Annotated in this window: 10 protein-coding genes, 12 tRNA genes and 3 rRNA genes; 3 read left to right on the plus strand and 22 right to left on the minus strand. The window is 45.8% G+C overall.

Annotation, left to right across the window (positions count from 1 at the left end; genetic code table 11):
- Positions 1–77 precede the first annotated feature (77 nt).
- From DBT49_RS07265 to DBT49_RS07340, 16 genes are all read right to left on the minus strand, one after another.
- Positions 78–161 (minus strand) — tRNA-Leu (locus DBT49_RS07265).
- An 11-nt stretch (positions 162–172) separates the two neighbouring features.
- Positions 173–243, minus strand: a tRNA-Cys gene (locus DBT49_RS07270).
- Positions 244–317: 74 nt separating this feature from the next.
- Positions 318–389: transfer RNA gene (locus DBT49_RS07275), tRNA-Gln, on the minus strand.
- A 7-nt stretch (positions 390–396) separates the two neighbouring features.
- A tRNA-His gene (locus tag DBT49_RS07280) sits at positions 397–469 on the minus strand.
- A gap of 27 nt (positions 470–496) precedes the next feature.
- Positions 497–567: transfer RNA gene (locus DBT49_RS07285), tRNA-Trp, on the minus strand.
- 29 nt (positions 568–596) lie between these two features.
- Positions 597–677, minus strand: a tRNA-Tyr gene (locus DBT49_RS07290).
- Positions 678–684: 7 nt separating this feature from the next.
- Positions 685–757 (minus strand) — tRNA-Phe (locus tag DBT49_RS07295).
- A gap of 12 nt (positions 758–769) precedes the next feature.
- A tRNA-Asp gene (locus tag DBT49_RS07300) sits at positions 770–842 on the minus strand.
- Between the two features lie 13 nt (positions 843–855).
- Positions 856–928, minus strand: a tRNA-Val gene (locus DBT49_RS07305).
- A 21-nt stretch (positions 929–949) separates the two neighbouring features.
- A tRNA-Glu gene (locus DBT49_RS07310) sits at positions 950–1,021 on the minus strand.
- 18 nt (positions 1,022–1,039) lie between these two features.
- Positions 1,040–1,126: transfer RNA gene (locus tag DBT49_RS07315), tRNA-Ser, on the minus strand.
- 34 nt (positions 1,127–1,160) lie between these two features.
- A tRNA-Asn gene (locus DBT49_RS07320) sits at positions 1,161–1,234 on the minus strand.
- Positions 1,235–1,247: 13 nt separating this feature from the next.
- Positions 1,248–1,363: ribosomal RNA gene (gene rrf, locus DBT49_RS07325) — 5S ribosomal RNA — on the minus strand.
- 74 nt (positions 1,364–1,437) lie between these two features.
- Positions 1,438–4,341: ribosomal RNA gene (locus tag DBT49_RS07330) — 23S ribosomal RNA — on the minus strand.
- Between the two features lie 211 nt (positions 4,342–4,552).
- Positions 4,553–6,100: ribosomal RNA gene (locus DBT49_RS07335) — 16S ribosomal RNA — on the minus strand.
- Together the 16S, 23S and 5S rRNA genes with 12 tRNA genes alongside form the textbook arrangement of a ribosomal RNA operon.
- A 492-nt stretch (positions 6,101–6,592) precedes the next feature.
- Complete coding sequence (locus DBT49_RS07340) at positions 6,593–7,414, minus strand: hypothetical protein (protein WP_070559754.1); 822 nt, start codon at positions 7,412–7,414, stop codon at positions 6,593–6,595.
- Between the two features lie 64 nt (positions 7,415–7,478).
- Here DBT49_RS07340 and proC point away from each other — a divergent pair, with 64 nt between their 5' ends.
- A complete protein-coding gene (gene proC, locus DBT49_RS07345) occupies positions 7,479–8,276 on the plus strand; it encodes a pyrroline-5-carboxylate reductase (protein ID WP_070559752.1) in 798 nt (265 codons plus the stop codon).
- Positions 8,277–8,400: 124 nt separating this feature from the next.
- Here proC and DBT49_RS07350 read toward each other — a convergent pair whose 3' ends face one another.
- Positions 8,401–8,856 carry a Fur family transcriptional regulator gene (locus DBT49_RS07350; RefSeq protein WP_070559750.1) on the minus strand — a complete coding sequence of 152 codons (456 nt, stop codon included), beginning with the start codon at positions 8,854–8,856 and terminating at the stop codon, positions 8,401–8,403.
- 183 nt (positions 8,857–9,039) lie between these two features.
- Here DBT49_RS07350 and DBT49_RS07355 point away from each other — a divergent pair, with 183 nt between their 5' ends.
- A complete protein-coding gene (locus DBT49_RS07355) occupies positions 9,040–10,155 on the plus strand; it encodes an FUSC family protein (protein WP_070559748.1) in 1,116 nt (371 codons plus the stop codon).
- Between the two features lie 75 nt (positions 10,156–10,230).
- Here DBT49_RS07355 and pulA read toward each other — a convergent pair whose 3' ends face one another.
- Positions 10,231–12,231: a type I pullulanase gene (gene pulA / locus DBT49_RS07360; RefSeq protein ID WP_070559746.1), complete on the minus strand. Its 2,001-nt coding sequence runs from the start codon at positions 12,229–12,231 to the stop codon at positions 10,231–10,233.
- A gap of 187 nt (positions 12,232–12,418) precedes the next feature.
- On the minus strand, positions 12,419–13,633 hold the full coding sequence (locus tag DBT49_RS07365) for a hypothetical protein (protein ID WP_111846276.1): 1,215 nt from the start codon (positions 13,631–13,633) through the stop codon (positions 12,419–12,421).
- Positions 13,634–13,783: 150 nt separating this feature from the next.
- Between DBT49_RS07365 and DBT49_RS07370 the strand changes: the two genes are divergently transcribed.
- Positions 13,784–14,371, plus strand: coding sequence for a DUF402 domain-containing protein (locus DBT49_RS07370; RefSeq protein ID WP_064293535.1), 588 nt, complete (start codon positions 13,784–13,786; stop codon positions 14,369–14,371).
- 428 nt (positions 14,372–14,799) lie between these two features.
- On the opposite strand, the gene mutY is transcribed toward DBT49_RS07370, so the two are convergent.
- From mutY to DBT49_RS07385, 3 genes are read right to left on the minus strand one after another with little or no spacing between them, the layout of a single operon-like run.
- A complete protein-coding gene (mutY, locus tag DBT49_RS07375; protein WP_083300495.1) occupies positions 14,800–16,014 on the minus strand; it encodes an A/G-specific adenine glycosylase in 1,215 nt (404 codons plus the stop codon).
- Positions 16,011–17,027: a RecX family transcriptional regulator gene (locus tag DBT49_RS07380; RefSeq protein ID WP_083300494.1), complete on the minus strand. Its 1,017-nt coding sequence runs from the start codon at positions 17,025–17,027 to the stop codon at positions 16,011–16,013. Before DBT49_RS07380 ends, mutY begins: the two co-directional genes overlap by 4 nt.
- 49 nt (positions 17,028–17,076) lie before the next feature.
- The gene (locus DBT49_RS07385; RefSeq protein WP_070559741.1) at positions 17,077–17,934 is read right to left on the minus strand and encodes a hypothetical protein; all 858 of its coding nucleotides are present in this window, start codon (positions 17,932–17,934) and stop codon (positions 17,077–17,079) included.
- Positions 17,935–18,226: the final 292 nt, after the last annotated feature.

Raw genomic sequence — 18,226 nt, forward strand, 5'->3', positions numbered from 1 at the left:
ACCCCTAGAAACGCCGTCACATCAACGTTTCCAGGGATTCATAAAAAGTTCTTTGACGTTCTTTGATTACGTCATAATGCCGGCGGTGGGGGTCGAACCCACACGTCCGTGAGGACACGGGATTTTGAGTCCCGCGCGTCTGCCAATTCCGCCACGCCGGCTTATATATAAAAGGCGGTAGCCGGATTTGAACCGGCGATAAAGGTTTTGCAGACCCGTGCCTTACCCCTTGGCTATACCGCCATATTTAATTAAAAACTAACCTCTTCTTTTAAGAAGAGGTCTAAACAATTACCACTAGCATGATAATCATCAAACTGGGGTAGCTGGATTCGAACCAACGCATGACAGAGTCAAAGTCTGTTGCCTTACCGCTTGGCGATACCCCAATGTAAGGGCGAACGAGGGGAATCGAACCCCCGAGTGTCGGAGCCACAATCCGATGCGTTAACCACTTCGCCACGTTCGCCATATATATGATATATAACAGGTTTAACAGGGACACTAGGAATCGAACCCAGATCGACGGTTTTGGAGACCGTAGTTTTACCGTTAAACTATGTCCCTATTCTCAAATGAGAATAGTTATCATTTTATGGAGGGAAGAGGATTCGAACCTCTGAACCCGAAGGAACGGATTTACAGTCCGCTGCGTTTGGCCGCTTCGCTATCCCTCCTAATGGATGGTCCGAGACAGAATCGAACTGCCGACACCTTGAGCTTCAATCAAGTGCTCTACCAACTGAGCTATCGGACCCCATTATAAGAACGGTCCGGACGGGATTTGAACCCGCGATCTCCTCCGTGACAGGGAGGCATGTTAACCCCTACACCACCGGACCAATATATGAATAATGGAGAATGAGGGGCTCGAACCCCCGACATTCTGCTTGTAAGGCAGACGCTCTCCCAGCTGAGCTAATTCTCCTGATTACTCTTAAAGAAGTAATGACCCGTACGGGAATCGAACCCGTGTTACCGCCGTGAAAGGGCGGTGTCTTAACCGCTTGACCAACGGGCCAACAAAATAAATATAAAACGGAGAGTAAGGGATTCGAACCCTTGAAACGGTCTCCCGTTTACACGATTTCCAATCGTGCTCCTTCGGCCTCTCGGACAACTCTCCAATAGCTTAAAGCCTGAGGACTCACTCGCCATAACTCCGCAAGTAGGACTCGAACCTACGACATCTTGATTAACAGTCAAGCGCTACTACCAACTGAGCTATTGCGGAATAAAATAAGATTGCACGGCAACGTCCTAGTCTCACAGGGGGCAACCCCCAACTACATTCGGCGCTAAGAAGCTTAACTGCTGTGTTCGGTATGGATACAGGTGGGTCCTTCTTGCCATCGTCACCGTACAATTTATTTTTTGAGCTTGTTCGCTCAAAACTGAATCTATCATCATCCCTTAAACCTCATACAACCTTATCCTTTGGATAAGTCCTCGACCGATTAGTATTTGTCCGCTCCACTTATTGCTAAGCTTCCACTCCAAACCTATCAACCTGATCGTCTTTCAGGGGTCTTACTACTTTAAAAGTATGGGAAATCTCATCTTGAGGGGGGCTTCACGCTTAGATGCTTTCAGCGCTTATCCCGTCCACACATAGCTACCCAGCCATGCTCCTGGTGGAACAACTGGTACACCAGCGGTGTGTCCATCCCGGTCCTCTCGTACTAAGGACAGCTCCTCTCAAATTTCCAACGCCCGCGACGGATAGGGACCGAACTGTCTCACGACGTTCTGAACCCAGCTCGCGTACCGCTTTAATGGGCGAACAGCCCAACCCTTGGGACCGACTTCAGCCCCAGGATGCGATGAGCCGACATCGAGGTGCCAAACCTCCCCGTCGATGTGAACTCTTGGGGGAGATAAGCCTGTTATCCCCAGGGTAGCTTTTATCCGTTGAGCGATGGCCCTTCCATGCGGAACCACCGGATCACTAAGCCCGACTTTCGTCCCTGCTCGACTTGTAGGTCTCGCAGTCAAGCTCCCTTCTGCCTTTACACTCTGCGAATGATTTCCAACCATTCTGAGGGAACCTTTGGGCGCCTCCGTTACACTTTAGGAGGCGACCGCCCCAGTCAAACTGCCTGACTGACACTGTCTCCCGACCAGCTAATGGTCGCGGGTTAGAATGGTCATCCCACAAGGGTAGTATCCCACCAGTGCCTCCATCGAGACTAGCGTCCCGACTTCGATGGCTCCTACCTATCCTGTACATGTGGCACAAACATTCAATATCAACCTACAGTAAAGCTCCATGGGGTCTTTCCGTCCTGTCGCGGGTAACCAGCATCTTCACTGGTACTACAATTTCACCGAGCCTCTCGTTGAGACAGTGCCCAAATCGTTACGCCTTTCGTGCGGGTCAGAACTTACCTGACAAGGAATTTCGCTACCTTAGGACCGTTATAGTTACGGCCGCCGTTTACTGGGGCTTCAATTCAGAGCTTCGCTTACGCTAACCCTTCCTCTTAACCTTCCAGCACCGGGCAGGCGTCAGCCTCTATACATCATCTTTCGATTTGGCAGAGACCTATGTTTTTGATAAACAGTCGCTTGGGCCTATTCACTGCGGCTGACCTTGCGGTCAGCACCCCTTCTCCCGAAGTTACGGGGTCATTTTGCCGAGTTCCTTAACGAGAGTTCGCTCGCTCACCTTAGTGTTCTCCACTCGACTACCTGTGTCGGTTTGCGGTACGGGTTGTTTGATTCTCACTAGAAACTTTTCTTGACAGCGTGACGTCGGCGGCTTCGGTACTAAATTTCCCTCCCCGTCACAACTCATGAAGTCTGAGGCAAGCCTTTCACTCACCTTCTCACTTATTGCTTGGACGCGTTTTTCCATCTCCGCGCTCCGCTTAGCCTTCTGTGTCCTTCCATCGCTCAAACAAATCAAACAAGTACAGGAATCTCAACCTGTTGTCCATCGCCTATCCCTTTCGGTCTCGGCTTAGGTCCCGACTAACCCTGGGAGGACGAGCCTTCCCCAGGAAACCTTAGTCATTCGGTGGACGGGATTCTCACCCGTCTTTCGCTACTCATACCGGCATTCTCACTTCTATACGCTCCACATGTCCTCACGATCATGCTTCTCTGCCTATAGAACGCTCTCCTACCATCCTATGGATCCACAGCTTCGGTGTTCAGTTTAGCCCCGGTACATTTTCGGCGCAGGGTCACTCGACTAGTGAGCTATTACGCACTCTTTCAATGATGGCTGCTTCTAAGCCAACATCCTAGTTGTCTAAGCAACCCCACATCCTTTTCCACTTAACTGAAACTTTGGGACCTTAGCTGGTGGTCTGGGCTCTTTCCCTTTCGACTACGGATCTTATCACTCGCAGTCTGACTCCCGGACTAAACTATTTGGCATTCGGAGTTTATCAGATGTCGGTAATCCAGGATGGACCCCTCGATCAAACAGTGCTCTACCTCCAATAGTCATCATCCGAGGCTAGCCCTAAAGCTATTTCGGAGAGAACCAGCTATCTCCAAGTTCGATTGGAATTTCACCGCTACCCACACCTCATCCCCGCCTTTTTCAACAGACGTGGGTTCGGCCCTCCAGTGTGTTTTACCACACCTTCAGCCTGGACATGAGTAGATCACTTGGTTTCGGGTCGACGACAACAAACTCAACGCCCTCTTCAGACTCGCTTTCGCTGTGGCTCCGCTTCTTCAGCTTAACCTTGCTTGCTATCGTCACTCGCCGGTCCGTTCTACAAAAAGTACGCCATCACCCCTTAACGGGCTCTGACTGCTTGTAGGCATACGGTTTCAGGTACTCTTTCACTCCCCTTCCGGGGTGCTTTTCACCTTTCCCTCACGGTACTGGTTCACTATCGGTCACTAGGGAGTATTTAGGCTTGCCAGATGGTCCTGGCGGATTCCGACGGAATTTCACGTGTACCGCCGTACTCAGGATACTGAATGAGGTGGCTGAGCTTTCGCCTACGGGATTGTCACCCTCTCTGATCGCCCTTTCCATGGCGTTCGACTAGCTCATTCACTCCCGTCCATCAGTCCTACAACCCCAGCATGCAAGCACGCTGGTTTGGCCTCTTTCCGTTTCGCTCGCCGCTACTCGGGAAATCGATTTTTCTTTCTCTTCCTGTGGCTACTGAGATGTTTCAGTTCACCACGTCTACCTTCCACTCAGCTATGTGTTCACTGAATGGACCATTGTCGATAAAAACAATGAGGTTCCCCCATTCGGAAATCTCCGGATCAAAGCTTACTTACAGCTCCCCGAAGCATATCGGTGTTCGTCCCGTCCTTCATCGGCTCCTAGTGCCAAGGCATTCACCGTACGCCCTTATTCACTTAACCACCGGTTAAGTTGTATGATGCGAAAAGTTTTAAAACTCTTTCTTTTTCGGTTTTTACGCTTGGTAAAATTGGTTTATTGACATTTCTATCTCGCAAAAAATAGAAATGCGGAATGTTATGATAGTATTCAGTTTTCAAAGAACAATAGAGAGTTAGACCTCTCAAAACTAAACAAAGAAGACTCAAATATGTATTCCGAATATATCCTTAGAAAGGAGGTGATCCAGCCGCAGGTTCACCTACGGCTACCTTGTTACGACTTCACCCCAATCATCTGTCCCACCTTCGGCGGCTGGCTCCAAAGGTTACCTCACCGACTTCAGGTGTTACAAACTCTCGTGGTGTGACGGGCGGTGTGTACAAGACCCGGGAACGTATTCACCGCGGCGTGCTGATCCGCGATTACTAGCGATTCCGGCTTCATGTAGTCGAGTTGCAGACTACAATCCGAACTGAGAATGGCTTTAAGAGATTCGCTTGCTTTCACAAGGTCGCTGCTCGTTGTACCATCCATTGTAGCACGTGTGTAGCCCAAGTCATAAGGGGCATGATGATTTGACGTCATCCCCGCCTTCCTCCGGTTTGTCACCGGCAGTCTCGCTAGAGTGCCCAACTGAATGCTGGCAACTAACAATAAGGGTTGCGCTCGTTGCGGGACTTAACCCAACATCTCACGACACGAGCTGACGACAACCATGCACCACCTGTCACTTTGTCCCCGAAGGGAAAGCTCTATCTCTAGAGTGGTCAAAGGATGTCAAGACTTGGTAAGGTTCTTCGCGTTGCTTCGAATTAAACCACATGCTCCACCGCTTGTGCGGGTCCCCGTCAATTCCTTTGAGTTTCAGCCTTGCGGCCGTACTCCCCAGGCGGAGTGCTTAATGCGTTAACTCCGGCACTGAAGGGTGGAAACCCTCCAACACCTAGCACTCATCGTTTACGGCGTGGACTACCAGGGTATCTAATCCTGTTTGCTACCCACGCTTTCGGGCCTCAGCGTCAGTGACAGACCAGAAAGTCGCCTTCGCCACTGGTGTTCTTCCATATATCTACGCATTCCACCGCTACACATGGAGTTCCACTTTCCTCTTCTGTACTCAAGTTCCCCAGTTTCCAATGCACTTCCACGGTTAAGCCGTGGGCTTTCACATCAGACTTAAGAAACCGCCTGCGCCCCCTTTACGCCCAATAAATCCGGACAACGCTTGCCACCTACGTATTACCGCGGCTGCTGGCACGTAGTTAGCCGTGGCTTTCTGGTAAGATACCGTCAAGACTGGAGCAGTTACTCTCCAATTTGTTCTTCTCTTACAACAGAGCTTTACGATCCGAAAACCTTCTTCACTCACGCGGCGTTGCTCCGTCAGGCTTGCGCCCATTGCGGAAGATTCCCTACTGCTGCCTCCCGTAGGAGTTTGGGCCGTGTCTCAGTCCCAATGTGGCCGATTACCCTCTCAGGTCGGCTATGCATCATTGCCTTGGTAGGCCGTTACCCCACCAACGAGCTAATGCACCGCAAGGCCATCGATAAGTGACAGCAAAGCCGTCTTTCCAAATGTCACCATGTGGTGACATTTCCTATGCGGTATTAGCATCCGTTTCCGGATGTTGTCCCCCGCTTATCGGTAGGTTCCTTACGTGTTACTCACCCGTCCGCCGCTAACGTCAGAAGTGCAAGCACTTCGTCGGTTCGCTCGACTTGCATGTATTAGGCACGCCGCCAGCGTTCGTCCTGAGCCAGGATCAAACTCTCATGAAAGAATCATGAGCGTTGATAGCTCATTGTTTGCTGACTAGTTATAGTCTGGTCTAGACTTATTGTTTGAATTGTTGGTTCATCAACAAAATGTTGATGCCCTACACATTTGGTTCGTCTTCTTTGTTCAGTTTTCAAAGGTCTAATCTCGCTGTCTTCTGTGACAGCGACTTAATTAGTATACCATAGCTTTCAAACGCTTGTCAACAACTTTTTTAAAAGTTTTTTTGAAGCAGTTGAAGTTGGTTAATCAATTAAGTTTTACCAATCAATTTTATCTGATCAGCAAGAATTATTATAGCTTATCGCTAAGTTGTTTGTCAACAAGTTTTTTGATTTATTTTCTTAAGTGTTTTAAGGAACAAATCATTTCTCGTGAGAAACAACTTTTATAGAATACCAAGTTCCCTATTGATTGTCAATAACTTTTTTCTAACTTTTTTCATAATTAATTATTCTTAGCTGTGCATATCCTAATAATGACTAGTCTTATCTCTATTTGGGCGAGTTTTCTTCCTTAAAACCGGTAAAATGATAAGCCATAATGAGCTGTCCGATACTTAATAGGATCACTAGAAGTGCCATTAGACGATTATTTAAGTGAAAGTAGCCCCATAGACTTGTCAGGAGGCTAGGTAGAATTAAGGAAAGTAAAATGGCGCCGTAGCATTCCTTCAGATTATAAAAATCCAAGCGCTGAGCTAGCCGCAAGCGGTTGAGGACCACAGTAGCTAATAGGCTATATAGGATAAGAAAAAGTAAAAAAAGAAGATGACGCATGCCGACGAATAAGTATTTCTGGCTCTTACGATAGTTTTTCTGATAGTTTTGATAGAACTGCTCCAGTAAGTCCTGACTACTTAGCTTATCCTGAGTGCTTCTATTATAAGCTGCGGAAAAGTCATCGCCTTCTCGAGGTTGATAGACCATCATATCTTCTAGAAAGATATAGGCCGAGGGGTTATTCAGGAAAAGAGTGTCTAATTCTTCCAGTTCAGGTAAAATCCCGATACTTATTGCTGGCGCATCTATTTTTTCCTTCTTCTCTTTAGCCCCATCTCGGGGAACTAATTGCCCTTCTTGGAGTTCATAGTCTTTTAGCTTCTGGTCAACACTTTGACTGGGGAAGTCGGCTAGTAATTCTTGGTAACTTTGGTCAAAGACTTCATTATTTACCCCCTCAAAGCGCCAAGCAAAGGGTAAGGTTAAAACTAGACTTAGGGCAAGAATAACTATGACCATTCCAAATGTGTTGAGTGAGCGTCTTTGTCGATAGACATAGGCAGAAGTTAAAATATTTTTTAAAGAAGAGCACATGAAGGGGTTCCTTTCTGCTATGATATTTTCAGAAAATACTTGTAAGTGATAGGAGTGCGTATCTATGAAAACGATTGCCGTTATTGGAGCTGGAAATATGGGCCAAGCCCTCATTGCCGGCTTACAATCCAGTGGCCACCAAGCTCAGTTAGAAATTAAGGCCGCTACTGCTAGCCAAGCCAGCGCAGATAAAGTTGCAAAGCATTTTGACATTGCCTGCTCAACTGATAACCAGACCTGTGCCCAGGCTGCTGACCTCGTCATTGTGGCAGTGAAACCTTATCTAATGGACCAGGTGTTGGACGAAATCAAGAACAGTCTCAAAGCGGATGCCATTATCGTCACCGTAGCAGCTGGTTATAGTCTAGAACAAGCAGCGGCAATCCTTGGTAAAGAACAAGCGCTTGTCCGCATCATGCCAAACACTGCCGTAAAAATCGGCCAAGGGGTGATTGCGATGACCGCTAATGACCAGGTCTCCGCTAAGGACTATCAAGCAGTTAAAGACTTATTCCAAGGGCTAGGCTTAGTTGCTGAAGTCAGTGAAGACCAATTTGCAACCATCACGGGACTGTCTGGCTCTAGCCCAACCATTGTCTACATGCTGATCGAAGCCATGGCAGACGCCGGATGTCAACAAGGTCTTCCCCGGTCTCAAGCTCAAAACTTAGCCGCCCAAACCGTCTTGGGAGCTGCCGCTATGGTCGTAGAAACTGGCCAACACCCCGGTCAACTAAAGGATGCCGTCTGCTCACCTGCTGGCACCTCCATTGAATGCGTTCGTAAGGCAGAGGAAAAAGGCTTACGAACCGCTGCCATGGAAGCTGTCATTGCTGCTTGCCAAAAAGCCAAGGGCAAGTAAGCCAGTTAGCCGCGCACATAGAACTCAATTTCCAACAGAAAATTAGCTACTTGCAGCAAGAAGGGCTATCCCAGGATAGCCTTTTTTATTTTTCCATCATAAATCGAGACTTTCTAAAGCACATCTAGTTGATGCCTTGGCAGTCAGGACAGATTCCGTAAAACTCTAGGTGGTGGCCGGTAATTTCAAATTGAGTAGCCTCTACCGCATAGTCTTCCACTTCAGTCAGGGCTTGCTCGACTTTAGCCGCATCGGGATAATAGACATCGACGATTTTTCCGCAGTTTTGACAAATGATGTGATAGTGCTTTTTCAAGAAGAAGTCGAAATGGGTGGCCCCATCATTGGCACGTACTTCCTTAACCAGGTTAATATCGGTAAAGATATTCAAGGTATTATATACCGTTGCTAAACTCACCGATTGATCTTCTTGGGAGAGCTCTTGATAGACTTGTTCGGCAGTAGGATGATGGTCAGCCACAATCAGATGTTTTAGTATTTTTTTCCGTGGGGAGGTTAGGCGAATACGGCGTTCACGCAAATAAGCGACCGCATCGACATATAATTGCTCATAATCCATGTGTTGTCTTCCTTTCCATCAGCCCTTTAGCTAATTATAATTGAAAGCCTGTAAAATATCATATTTTTCCCTTAAGTTGTTAAAATTCTCACTTATGCTTATTGAAGAAAATCATGCTATGCTATATAGTAATTCAAGGTCTTAATGGTATCGATTAAAATAGAAAAGGACGATTAAAAACCAATGAAATTAGGTGCTCGCACGATAAAAACCGGCATTGGCGTCATGCTAGCCATGGTTATCTCTAGCCTCCTACCCCATATTGAGATTATGCAACCAACATTTGTTGCGGTTCTAGGACTGCAACAATCCGTTAAAAAAACCTGGTATACCCTATTTAGGCGGGGAGCTGCTGCTTTCTTAGGTGGCTTAACCGCCGTGGTCATGTCTTACTTCTTTGGAAATAGTCCCATTGTGGTTGGTCTGACCGTCATTATTTTTATCGCTATTATGAATGCCATTCAACTCCAAGACGTGATCTCCCTGGCCACAATTACCGTCGTTATCATCATGCTACAGCCTGTCGATAACGTCAATGACTTAATCGGCATTGCGACTTCCCGGGTGATTGAAAACATCCTCGGTGTGGTGATCTCCTTCTTGGTGAATGTCTTTATCATGCCACCTAAGTATGACAACGTCCTCTACAAGGAAATTTCGGACACCTCTTCAGAAGTATTGATTCGACTACGAGCCATCTTGAGAAAAAATGGTGAGTATTCTTCCCTGACTTCAGACTTGGACTGGGCCTATAAGCGGATCAACTATATTCGCGATCTCTTCCAACTTTCTAAAGAAGAACCCATTTGGTTTGCCAGTCGCAGGGTATCAAGAAAACGGCAGTTAGTGGTTTATCGGAGCTTCATCCAATCTTTATTAGATATGACTAATTTACTCCATACTATCCACACCCATACCAATATTCTCTTTGTGATTGATGATGACCTGCGGATTCAAATACGTGAGCGGATTGAAACCCTCTGTGCCGCCCATGAGCAGATCTTCCTTAAATTTGACGGCCGCATCTCACCGGCTGAGGTGAACTTCTTCCAGCCTACTAAGATGCGCCGCCAGGAGTTGATGAATCATATCATCAAAGAAACCGACCTCAACCGAGGTTCAGAAACAGAATCCTTGAACTACCGGATTGAAAAGAGCAACTCCTTAATCTTAATCACCGGAGCCATGATCAAGGTCGAGAGTTCTCTCATCCATCTCAATACCCTGGTTCGCTCCTACCATACCCATCACGAAGAAGACCATGACCATTACGCCTTAAAAGATAAATTAGATAGTTAAAAAGACTCGAGCTGATCAGTCGGTAAATGACCTGACAATGATAGGCTCGAGTTTTTCTTTTAATCAATAAATTAGCTAAGATTTTTCTGATCCTTGCTGTTTCAAAATACTTAGTGACAGTTCCTCAACGACAAGGGGATGTTCATTACTTAACAAAGGCTTCTCTTCATCGGCAGCGAGAAAATGATAGTCTTTTGCCAAAAGCTGCCAATCACCCTCTGGTAAGGTAAAACGAATGGTATTGGTCTGTCCATTAAATACCAGCAGGTAATCAGCGCCTTCTTCATGGTAAAGAAGAGCAATAATTTGAAAATCTGCCTTCAAAACCTCCACTGCCTGGTCAATGCTTTTGAAAGCAGACAAGTGAAAGACTGGGTGAGCCTGGCGAAAAGCAATCAGATCACTCAAATAGTCCACGGCATTCCGGTATTTATCGCGCAAGGACCAGTCAATCTTGTTGATACGATCCCCATGGCGGTAAGAATTACGGACACCTTGCTTAGTCCGGAAGAATTCCTGGCCGGCATGCAAGAAGGGGATCCCTTGACTTAAGAGGACAAGGCTATTGGCGAGCAGTTGCCGCTTTTGCCGCTTGGCATGACTTTCAAAGCTATGAGTAATGGCTAGTTTATCCCATAGAGTCCAGTTATCATGGGCAGCCACATATTTAACCAATTGCAGGGGCGACTTGACGTTAATAGCCAACTTATTCAACCGCTCCCCACCCAAAAAACTGGCTAAGAGCGTCCGCTCCACAGAAAACTTACCACTGGCATAACCGGTATCCATACCCTCCCCTTGGTCAGACCCCTTGACACTGTCACGAAAATGGTCGTCAAAATAGGCAATCCGAGGAGTCTTATAAGCATTGACTAGGCAAGCCTTGTCTTCATCGGGCAGGTAGGTTCCTAAGTTCCAACCTTCTCCTAAGATAAGGATACTTGGATCAATGGCATCTAAAGCTTGGCGGACTTGATTCATGGTCTTGACGTCATGGATTCCCATTAAGTCAAAGCGAAAACCATCAACGTGGTACTCCGTGGCCCAGTAGCATACCGAGCGGACAATATACTCTCGCATCATCTTTCTTTCTGAGGCGGTATCATTTCCCACACCCGTCCCATTACTAATGGTGCCATCGGGGTCACGACGGAAATAATAGTTAGGGACAGTCAGTTCCAGGGGGTGGTTTATGTAATCATAGACATGATTGTAGACCACATCCATAATTACACGAAGGCCCGCTTGGTGGAGGGATTGGACCATGGTTTTCATTTCTTTAATCCGGCAGATGGGATCAGCAGCATCCGTGGCATAAGAACCTTCAGGAACATTGTAATCGCTAGGATCGTAACCCCAATTATAATTATCGCTATCCTCGATCCCTTCAATTACCGTCTTAAAGTCAGCCATGGGCAGGAGCTGGACGTGGCTGATTCCTAAGTCCTTTAGGTAGTCGAGGCCAGTACTCTGTCCTTTAGGCGTTTTAGTCCCTTTTTGACTGAGACCCAGAAATTTACCCCGCCACTTAGGCTTGACTCCTGAATTATCCGCACTAGTCAAATCTCTCACACTGGCTTCATAAATTACCGCTTGAGAAAGACTCTTCAGAGCGGGCGCTCGGTCTTGGTCCCAATTAGTGGGATTAGTCCGAGACAAATCAACCACCACACTGCGCTGACTATTCTGAGTTGCTCCAAGGGCATAAGGGTCTCTCGTAAAATTAGTCTTCCCATTGGGAAAGGATACCTTATAAAGATAGGCGGTATTGTGCCAATCACCAGGAAGATCTAGACCAAAAACACCTCGTGCTTGACGTTGCATAGGATATTGGGCTTGTCGATTACTATATAAGTCCTGGTAAATGAGCAGGCTGACTTCACTGGCCAGGGGCGCCCAAAGTCGAAAACTAGTCGCTTCTGGCCGGTAGTTAGCCCCTAACCGGGCTTGACTAGCAAAACAGTCATCGAATTCTGGATCTCTGACCAGGTCATCCATGGCTTGGTCTAAGCTAGAGCCTTGGGGAGGGATCCCCTGGAGGATTTTATCTAAACGTTCTTCTAATTGATTTTTCACTTAATAACCTCTTCGTATGCTTCTTACTCACTCATCTTCTCCTTCATTATAACCAGGATGGGCGTATTTAGCTATCTTGGCTATTGAAACAGGCCATAAAAAAAGCAGTCAGCTCTCAACTAATTGCTAGCTAGAGCTGACTGCTACTGTTAAAACCGCGCTCAAAATGACTGACACAAGAATTAAACTATTGTCCCTGTCCACCATAGGGGTTGGCCGGGGCTGGATTATTATTCCCAGCAGCTGGCACTTGAGGAGCTGGGGCCTGTCCTTGGCCATTGGCTGGTTGTTGGTTAGGGGCCACTTGGGACTGCTGTTGCTGTTGTTGTCTTTGGGCTGCTTGAGCTTGACGGTCCGCTTCCGCTTGAGCTGCTTCTCTTTGCTTGGCCTCTTCTTGCCTTTGTGACTCAGCGGCTTGACTTTGACGAGCAGCCGCTGCTTCAGCCTCAGCTTGGGCCGCTTGGGCTTCTTGAGCCTCCGCCTTCTTCTTATCTCTAATACTTTGACTTTCCTTAGCCATGGATTCTTCTAAGGCAGCCTTGTCATCATTTTTGCCTTGGAAGCCGTGACTTAGGTCAAAGTGTTCTTCCTGCAAGGCTTGACCAAAGAGATCTGCTAATGCTTTAAAGCCTTGGTCATTGAATAGACCTGTCTCTTGGTTATAGATCTTCTCAGGGTCAAAGTTCTTCGCCTCGAAAGCCTTATTGAGGTCCATGATATTTATATGTGACTCTTCTAAGGCTTGAATTAAGCGGACTAAGAAACTTCCGTATGTGCCCTGGCCATTAGCCGCTTCACTATAAGATGGTAAAGCCAGGAAAACAATATTAGTTTCTGGGGAAGCAATCCGTAGATGGCCATAGACTTGTTTCAAATTAACCAGGGTATCTTCAAGGCTTCTCCCTTGGGCAAAGTCCACTTCACTGGTCAAAGGAAGGATTAATAAATGTGGTTTTTCCTTAGCCACCTGGTCAACCAGGTCACTCGTTAATAAGGACTGGCTGCTGTGGCCTGCATAGTCATAAGCTTGAACATTTAAATCTAAGTCTGCTGCTTGGCCTTTGGCCTTAATGTGCTCGCTTAGCCATTGGTCACTTTCTCCTTGAACCTTAACCGTAGCCACTTTGGCTTGGGTTCCTGCTTGGTTAATATAGGCTAAATAATCACTAAGAGTCGCTTCTTGGCGCTTGTCTTCAAAGCGCTTGGCCGCCTGGCTATGGTCACTGGCTTTAGGCGCTTGACTTTCCACCTGGCTACTTGCTTGGCTTTTTGACTCATAGGCGACATTATTTTGCCCTGTTTGTCTTTGCTTACCAATCAGGTAAAAAGCAGCCACTAAGAGGACAGTAATTATTGTCGCAATAATAGCTATCTTACGCTGTTGATCTCTAGATGTGTTCATCTAACTTGCTCCTCTCCTTCTTCTTAAAAGATTGTAACATGAGACTGCTCCAAAAACGAGAAAAAAATATTTTACCTATACACTATTCCTTAAGCTATGTTATACTATTTTTGACTTTGGTTTTTCCAAGTGAAGAAAGTAGGTCATGTGATGTATCATCCAAAAGAAGGAGAATTCATCACAGTCAAAAGTTATAAACATGACGGCTCACTCCATCGAACATGGCGCGATTGTTTGGTCCTAAAAACAAGCGAACAAAGTATTATTGCTTGTAACGACCACACCCTCGTTACCGAATCTGATGGTCGCCGTTGGGTGACACGTGAACCCGCTTTACTCTATTTTCATAAAAAATATTGGTTCAATATTGTCACCATGTTAAGGCAGAACGGTGTCTCATATTATAGTAACCTAGCTTCTCCTTATGTCATTGATGAAGAAGCCTTGAAGTATATCGACTATGATTTAGATATTAAAATTTTCCCTGATGGGGAAAAACGCCTGTTAGATATTGACGAGTATTTAGAGCATGGTCATGAAATGCATTATTCTAAAGAATTAGATATAATCATTAAAAGCCATCTCAAAGAGTTAGTACGCTGGATCGAGGAAGAAAGAGGTCCCTTTTCTAAACCTTATGTCGATCTCTGGTACGAACGCTACTGTCAGCTGACCCAACGTCGTAAGCGACGGAAGAAAAGCTACAAGTATAAGAAGAAAAAGCGGATTCAGTCGTAATAAGATCATCAGACTGTGATGATTAAGCAGATAGCGTCATACGCTATATCTTTTCAAGTGATTAAAGTCTTGATAAAAAAACGTCGACACCATAGAGTGGTCGACGTTTTTTTTATTATGCAACTTAACTAAGCTGAACATTACTAGTTTTTTTAGCGAATGCTTGCCTTTTGGCGCGCTTGTCGCACTTTCTAGTTGAGTTCGGACGCCAGTCTTGAAGTTGCTTCAGAAAATTCCAACGCACAGTTATTCTGTGCTTATGGTATTTTCCTCCAGCAATTCAAGACTTTAGCAACGTCCTCACATCCTTCTCAAACCTGTTCCGGGTGCAGATCGATCTCCACTTCACTAAAGTGCAAGAAATTCTTTTCAAGAATTTTTGCTCTTTAGCTCCAGTGCTATCGATCTTTAGCGCACCCGTCACACTCTCATAGATCAAGATAATCTTTTAAGGCCTGCCAAATCTTCATTTGGACGGTAGGATAGGCATGGTGGTTAAGGTCATGCAAGAAAACCCAATCATTATCTTCTTGGTCTTGCCAGCCTTTTTCGGCTGCGGGAGATAATTTAGCATAGTAGAGATCAATCTCCCAGAGTCGGTGAGAAAAGACATGGCGGACATGGCCGATGGATTTTTTCATTACGACTGGTCTAAGATCGTAAACTGCCTCTGCTTCAGCAACCAGGTTTTGGTAAGGCTGGCGCTCTTCTCCCCCTTGCTGGTCAGCTTCTTCTTGGTTAGCCACTTCAAAAAGCGGAACCGTCCACAAATTAGCCAAGAGACCCTGGCTGGGACGCTTTTCAATCAGATACTGGCCTTGACTATTCTCCAGCAAGAGTGCTTGGTAGTGAATGGTTTTGGATTTGGTTTTGGATAATTTCACCGGATAATCCAACTCGGTCCCGGTTAAGGTAGCTAGGTTAAAGTCTTTGATAGGACTAATATCACTCAAGGGCTTCTTAGCGGTTTCGTAACTACTGCCCAAGTCCATCAGAGCTTGGTTGAAGTCGCCGGGCCGTTCATCGCCCATCACATAAGCCACTACTTCACGGAAGATAGCGTGGTTCTTTTGCCGGCTGATGTCAGCATTAATGGTAAAGAGGCGGCTGAAAACTCGCATGGCATTTCCATCGATGGCGGGTACGGCCTGACCAAATGCAATAGAAGCAATGGCGCCAGCCGTATAAGGTCCAATCCCGGAAAGTTTCTTCAATTCCTTAGCGGTTTGGGGAAATCGACCGCCATAGTCATTCACAATCTCCTGGGCCGCTTTGTGGAGGTTTTTAGCTCTAGAGTAATAACCTAGTCCGGCCCAAAGTTTCAGTAAGTCATCTTCTTCTGCCGCTGCCAGGTCCACGACAGTGGGAAAGGCTTGTAAAAAGCGTTGGTAGTAAGGAATAACAGTATTGACCTGGGTTTGCTGCAACATAATCTCTGATATCCAAATCCGGTAAGGGTCCTTACTTTCCCGCCAAGGCAAGTGGCGGCCCTCCCTATCATACCAATCAAACAAGGTTTTTCGAAAAGCTTGGTTGGTTTGTTCTCCCCAGACTTCAACTCCCTCGATGGTCGGTCCTAAATCAACAATGGCTGATTGACCGATCCAATCCTTAGGGGAAAAATCTTGATTACTTCCGCTCACAGTTCTCCTTCTTCCTCTGCCTGCCTTATAGCCGCATCGATGGCTTCACTCTTAAAGCCACGGCCAAAAAGCATGGTTTTTACTTTGAAACGTCGTTCTTTCTCATCCAAATTCCGGTACTTCTTCCAATAGCGCTTAAAATACTTATTTAACGCCGCACCCTCATCACGGTCGAGCTGGTCAGACTCTTTTAGTTGGGATAAAACTTGGCTAATTAAGTCATTATTGTAGCCCTTCTTATAGAGAAATTGCTGTAATTTCTCCCGTGCCTTTAGGTTGGAATTCTTTCTAAGTAAGCTAGGTAACTTCTTTTTAGCCAAGTGTTGAGCATTTTCCATTTGATCAGCCTCACTATACTCCAACAAGGCTTGGTCAATGATGTCTTCACTAAGCCCCTTTTCCTTCAGTTCCATAGCAATCACCTTGGGGCCTTTTCGGTTGATAGTCTTAGCCGTTCGGGTATAGGACTGGCCGTAATAGAGGTCGTTAACTAGGGATAAATCTTCCAATTTTCCCATGACCTTATCAATAGTCGCTTGGGAATAGTCTTCCTTAGCTAAACGTTGGCTAACTTGCTTTTTAGACCGTAAACTGTGGCTTAAATAGTTTAGGGCAATCTGATAAGCCCGGTTATCGCGTTCACTGGCCAGGATATTTTTGCTTTCCTCTTGGCTTAAGTACTGCCCCTTAGACAGAGCATAACGGACTAGGGTGTCTTCACTAATTCCAAAAACAAAGTCGCCGTCAAGATAGACATTATAACGTTTCTTATGACGTTTTTGGGCTTCGATCATGGTAATCTTGCCTGCTAAAACGCTCTCCTGGTCTTGGTCTAAGCCTTCTGGGTCAGAGGAGGTGACTGCTTTTCTAGAACGAAAACCGGTTTTTTTAGCCTTTCTTTTTGGCCTGGTCAGCTGATCACTTTCATCGGCTAAGGCTCTGACTTTTTTTGAGCGGGACTTTTTCTCTGGACTGATCTCACTTAATTTTACTGGTTGATTATCTTCTAGCATGTTTTCACCATTCCATACGCTTAGTCTGAGCTAGATTTCAATAATTGCTCTAGATCAGACTTTTTTCACTTTGCTGTTCTTGATAATATTCTTTGAAAAATAAATAAGACTGCATTTTCTCTATCGGATCTTCGATTAAAGGATTCGATAGGAGGTCTAGATAATAACTCTGCCACAAGTGGTAGGCAAATTCAAGTTGGGCTTTGATTTGTACATTTTTAACCGGTAAAACTAAGGAAGTCGATGCAACCGTTTCAATGGTCACCGGTCGACCCCCTACCGGGAAGAAGTGAAAGTATTTCACCAAGTTGAGGTTTAAGTAGCCGTGAAAATTTTGGTTGCGATAGCGCAGAGGCATCAATAAGTGCTTCCCCAGAAAGAAAGGCCTAAGCCAAGTATTTCCCAGGTCTACTGGTTCTTGAACCAACCGATCAGTCATTTGCGTTTTTAGGGTTGATTTTAATAATTGGTCCAAAGTACACTGACTCCGGTACAAGAAGCCCTCACTGGTTAAGATCAAAGACCCCTTTAAATAGGCTTTATCTGTGTGATTTTTCAGCAAACGGCCTTTGACTTCTAAAACCATGAGGGTATCCTCACGAAAATGCCCGATACTCCGCGGAACTTCCTGAGCTATCCGATAGGCTCTAATCAGGTCGTCAGCCTCCACTAAAGAAAGGTACTTATGCGGTAAATTCAAGGCATAGTGCTGGCAATAGTCACTATCCTTATTTGAAATAAGGGAAGAATTGTCAGATGACCGAGTGGCTTCTGGGGCCTCATTAGCTAGGGTCGACTTTGCTAGTGACTCTATAGATTGGGCCTCACTGGTATTTACAGCAGCGGGATCTTCTCCCACTTGAGACGGGGACATATGGCAAGACGTTAGCGACATGTTTTCCAACATTTCTGGTACTCCTTCATTGTATTAGTTCTCAGTTATTGAGAAACCATTTTTAAGATAGCATATATTCTTCCAGTAAAGACTATCTTTACTTAAAGCTAATCCATTTTTTACCAGGAATTTACAAAACTTATTTTTAAACGCTTACATCCGCCTTTTTACCTAAAATTTACCCTACTTTTACAAAGGGGCCCCTGTTTGTCTAGTTCTCTTTGAGCATTCCTTCTGCCTTTACATAATGGTCGTTGAATATCTAACAAGCAAGCATATCATTTTGAAGTATTAAAAAACAACA

This window comes from Aerococcus mictus (assembly GCF_003286595.3).
Classification (GTDB): domain Bacteria; phylum Bacillota; class Bacilli; order Lactobacillales; family Aerococcaceae; genus Aerococcus; species Aerococcus mictus.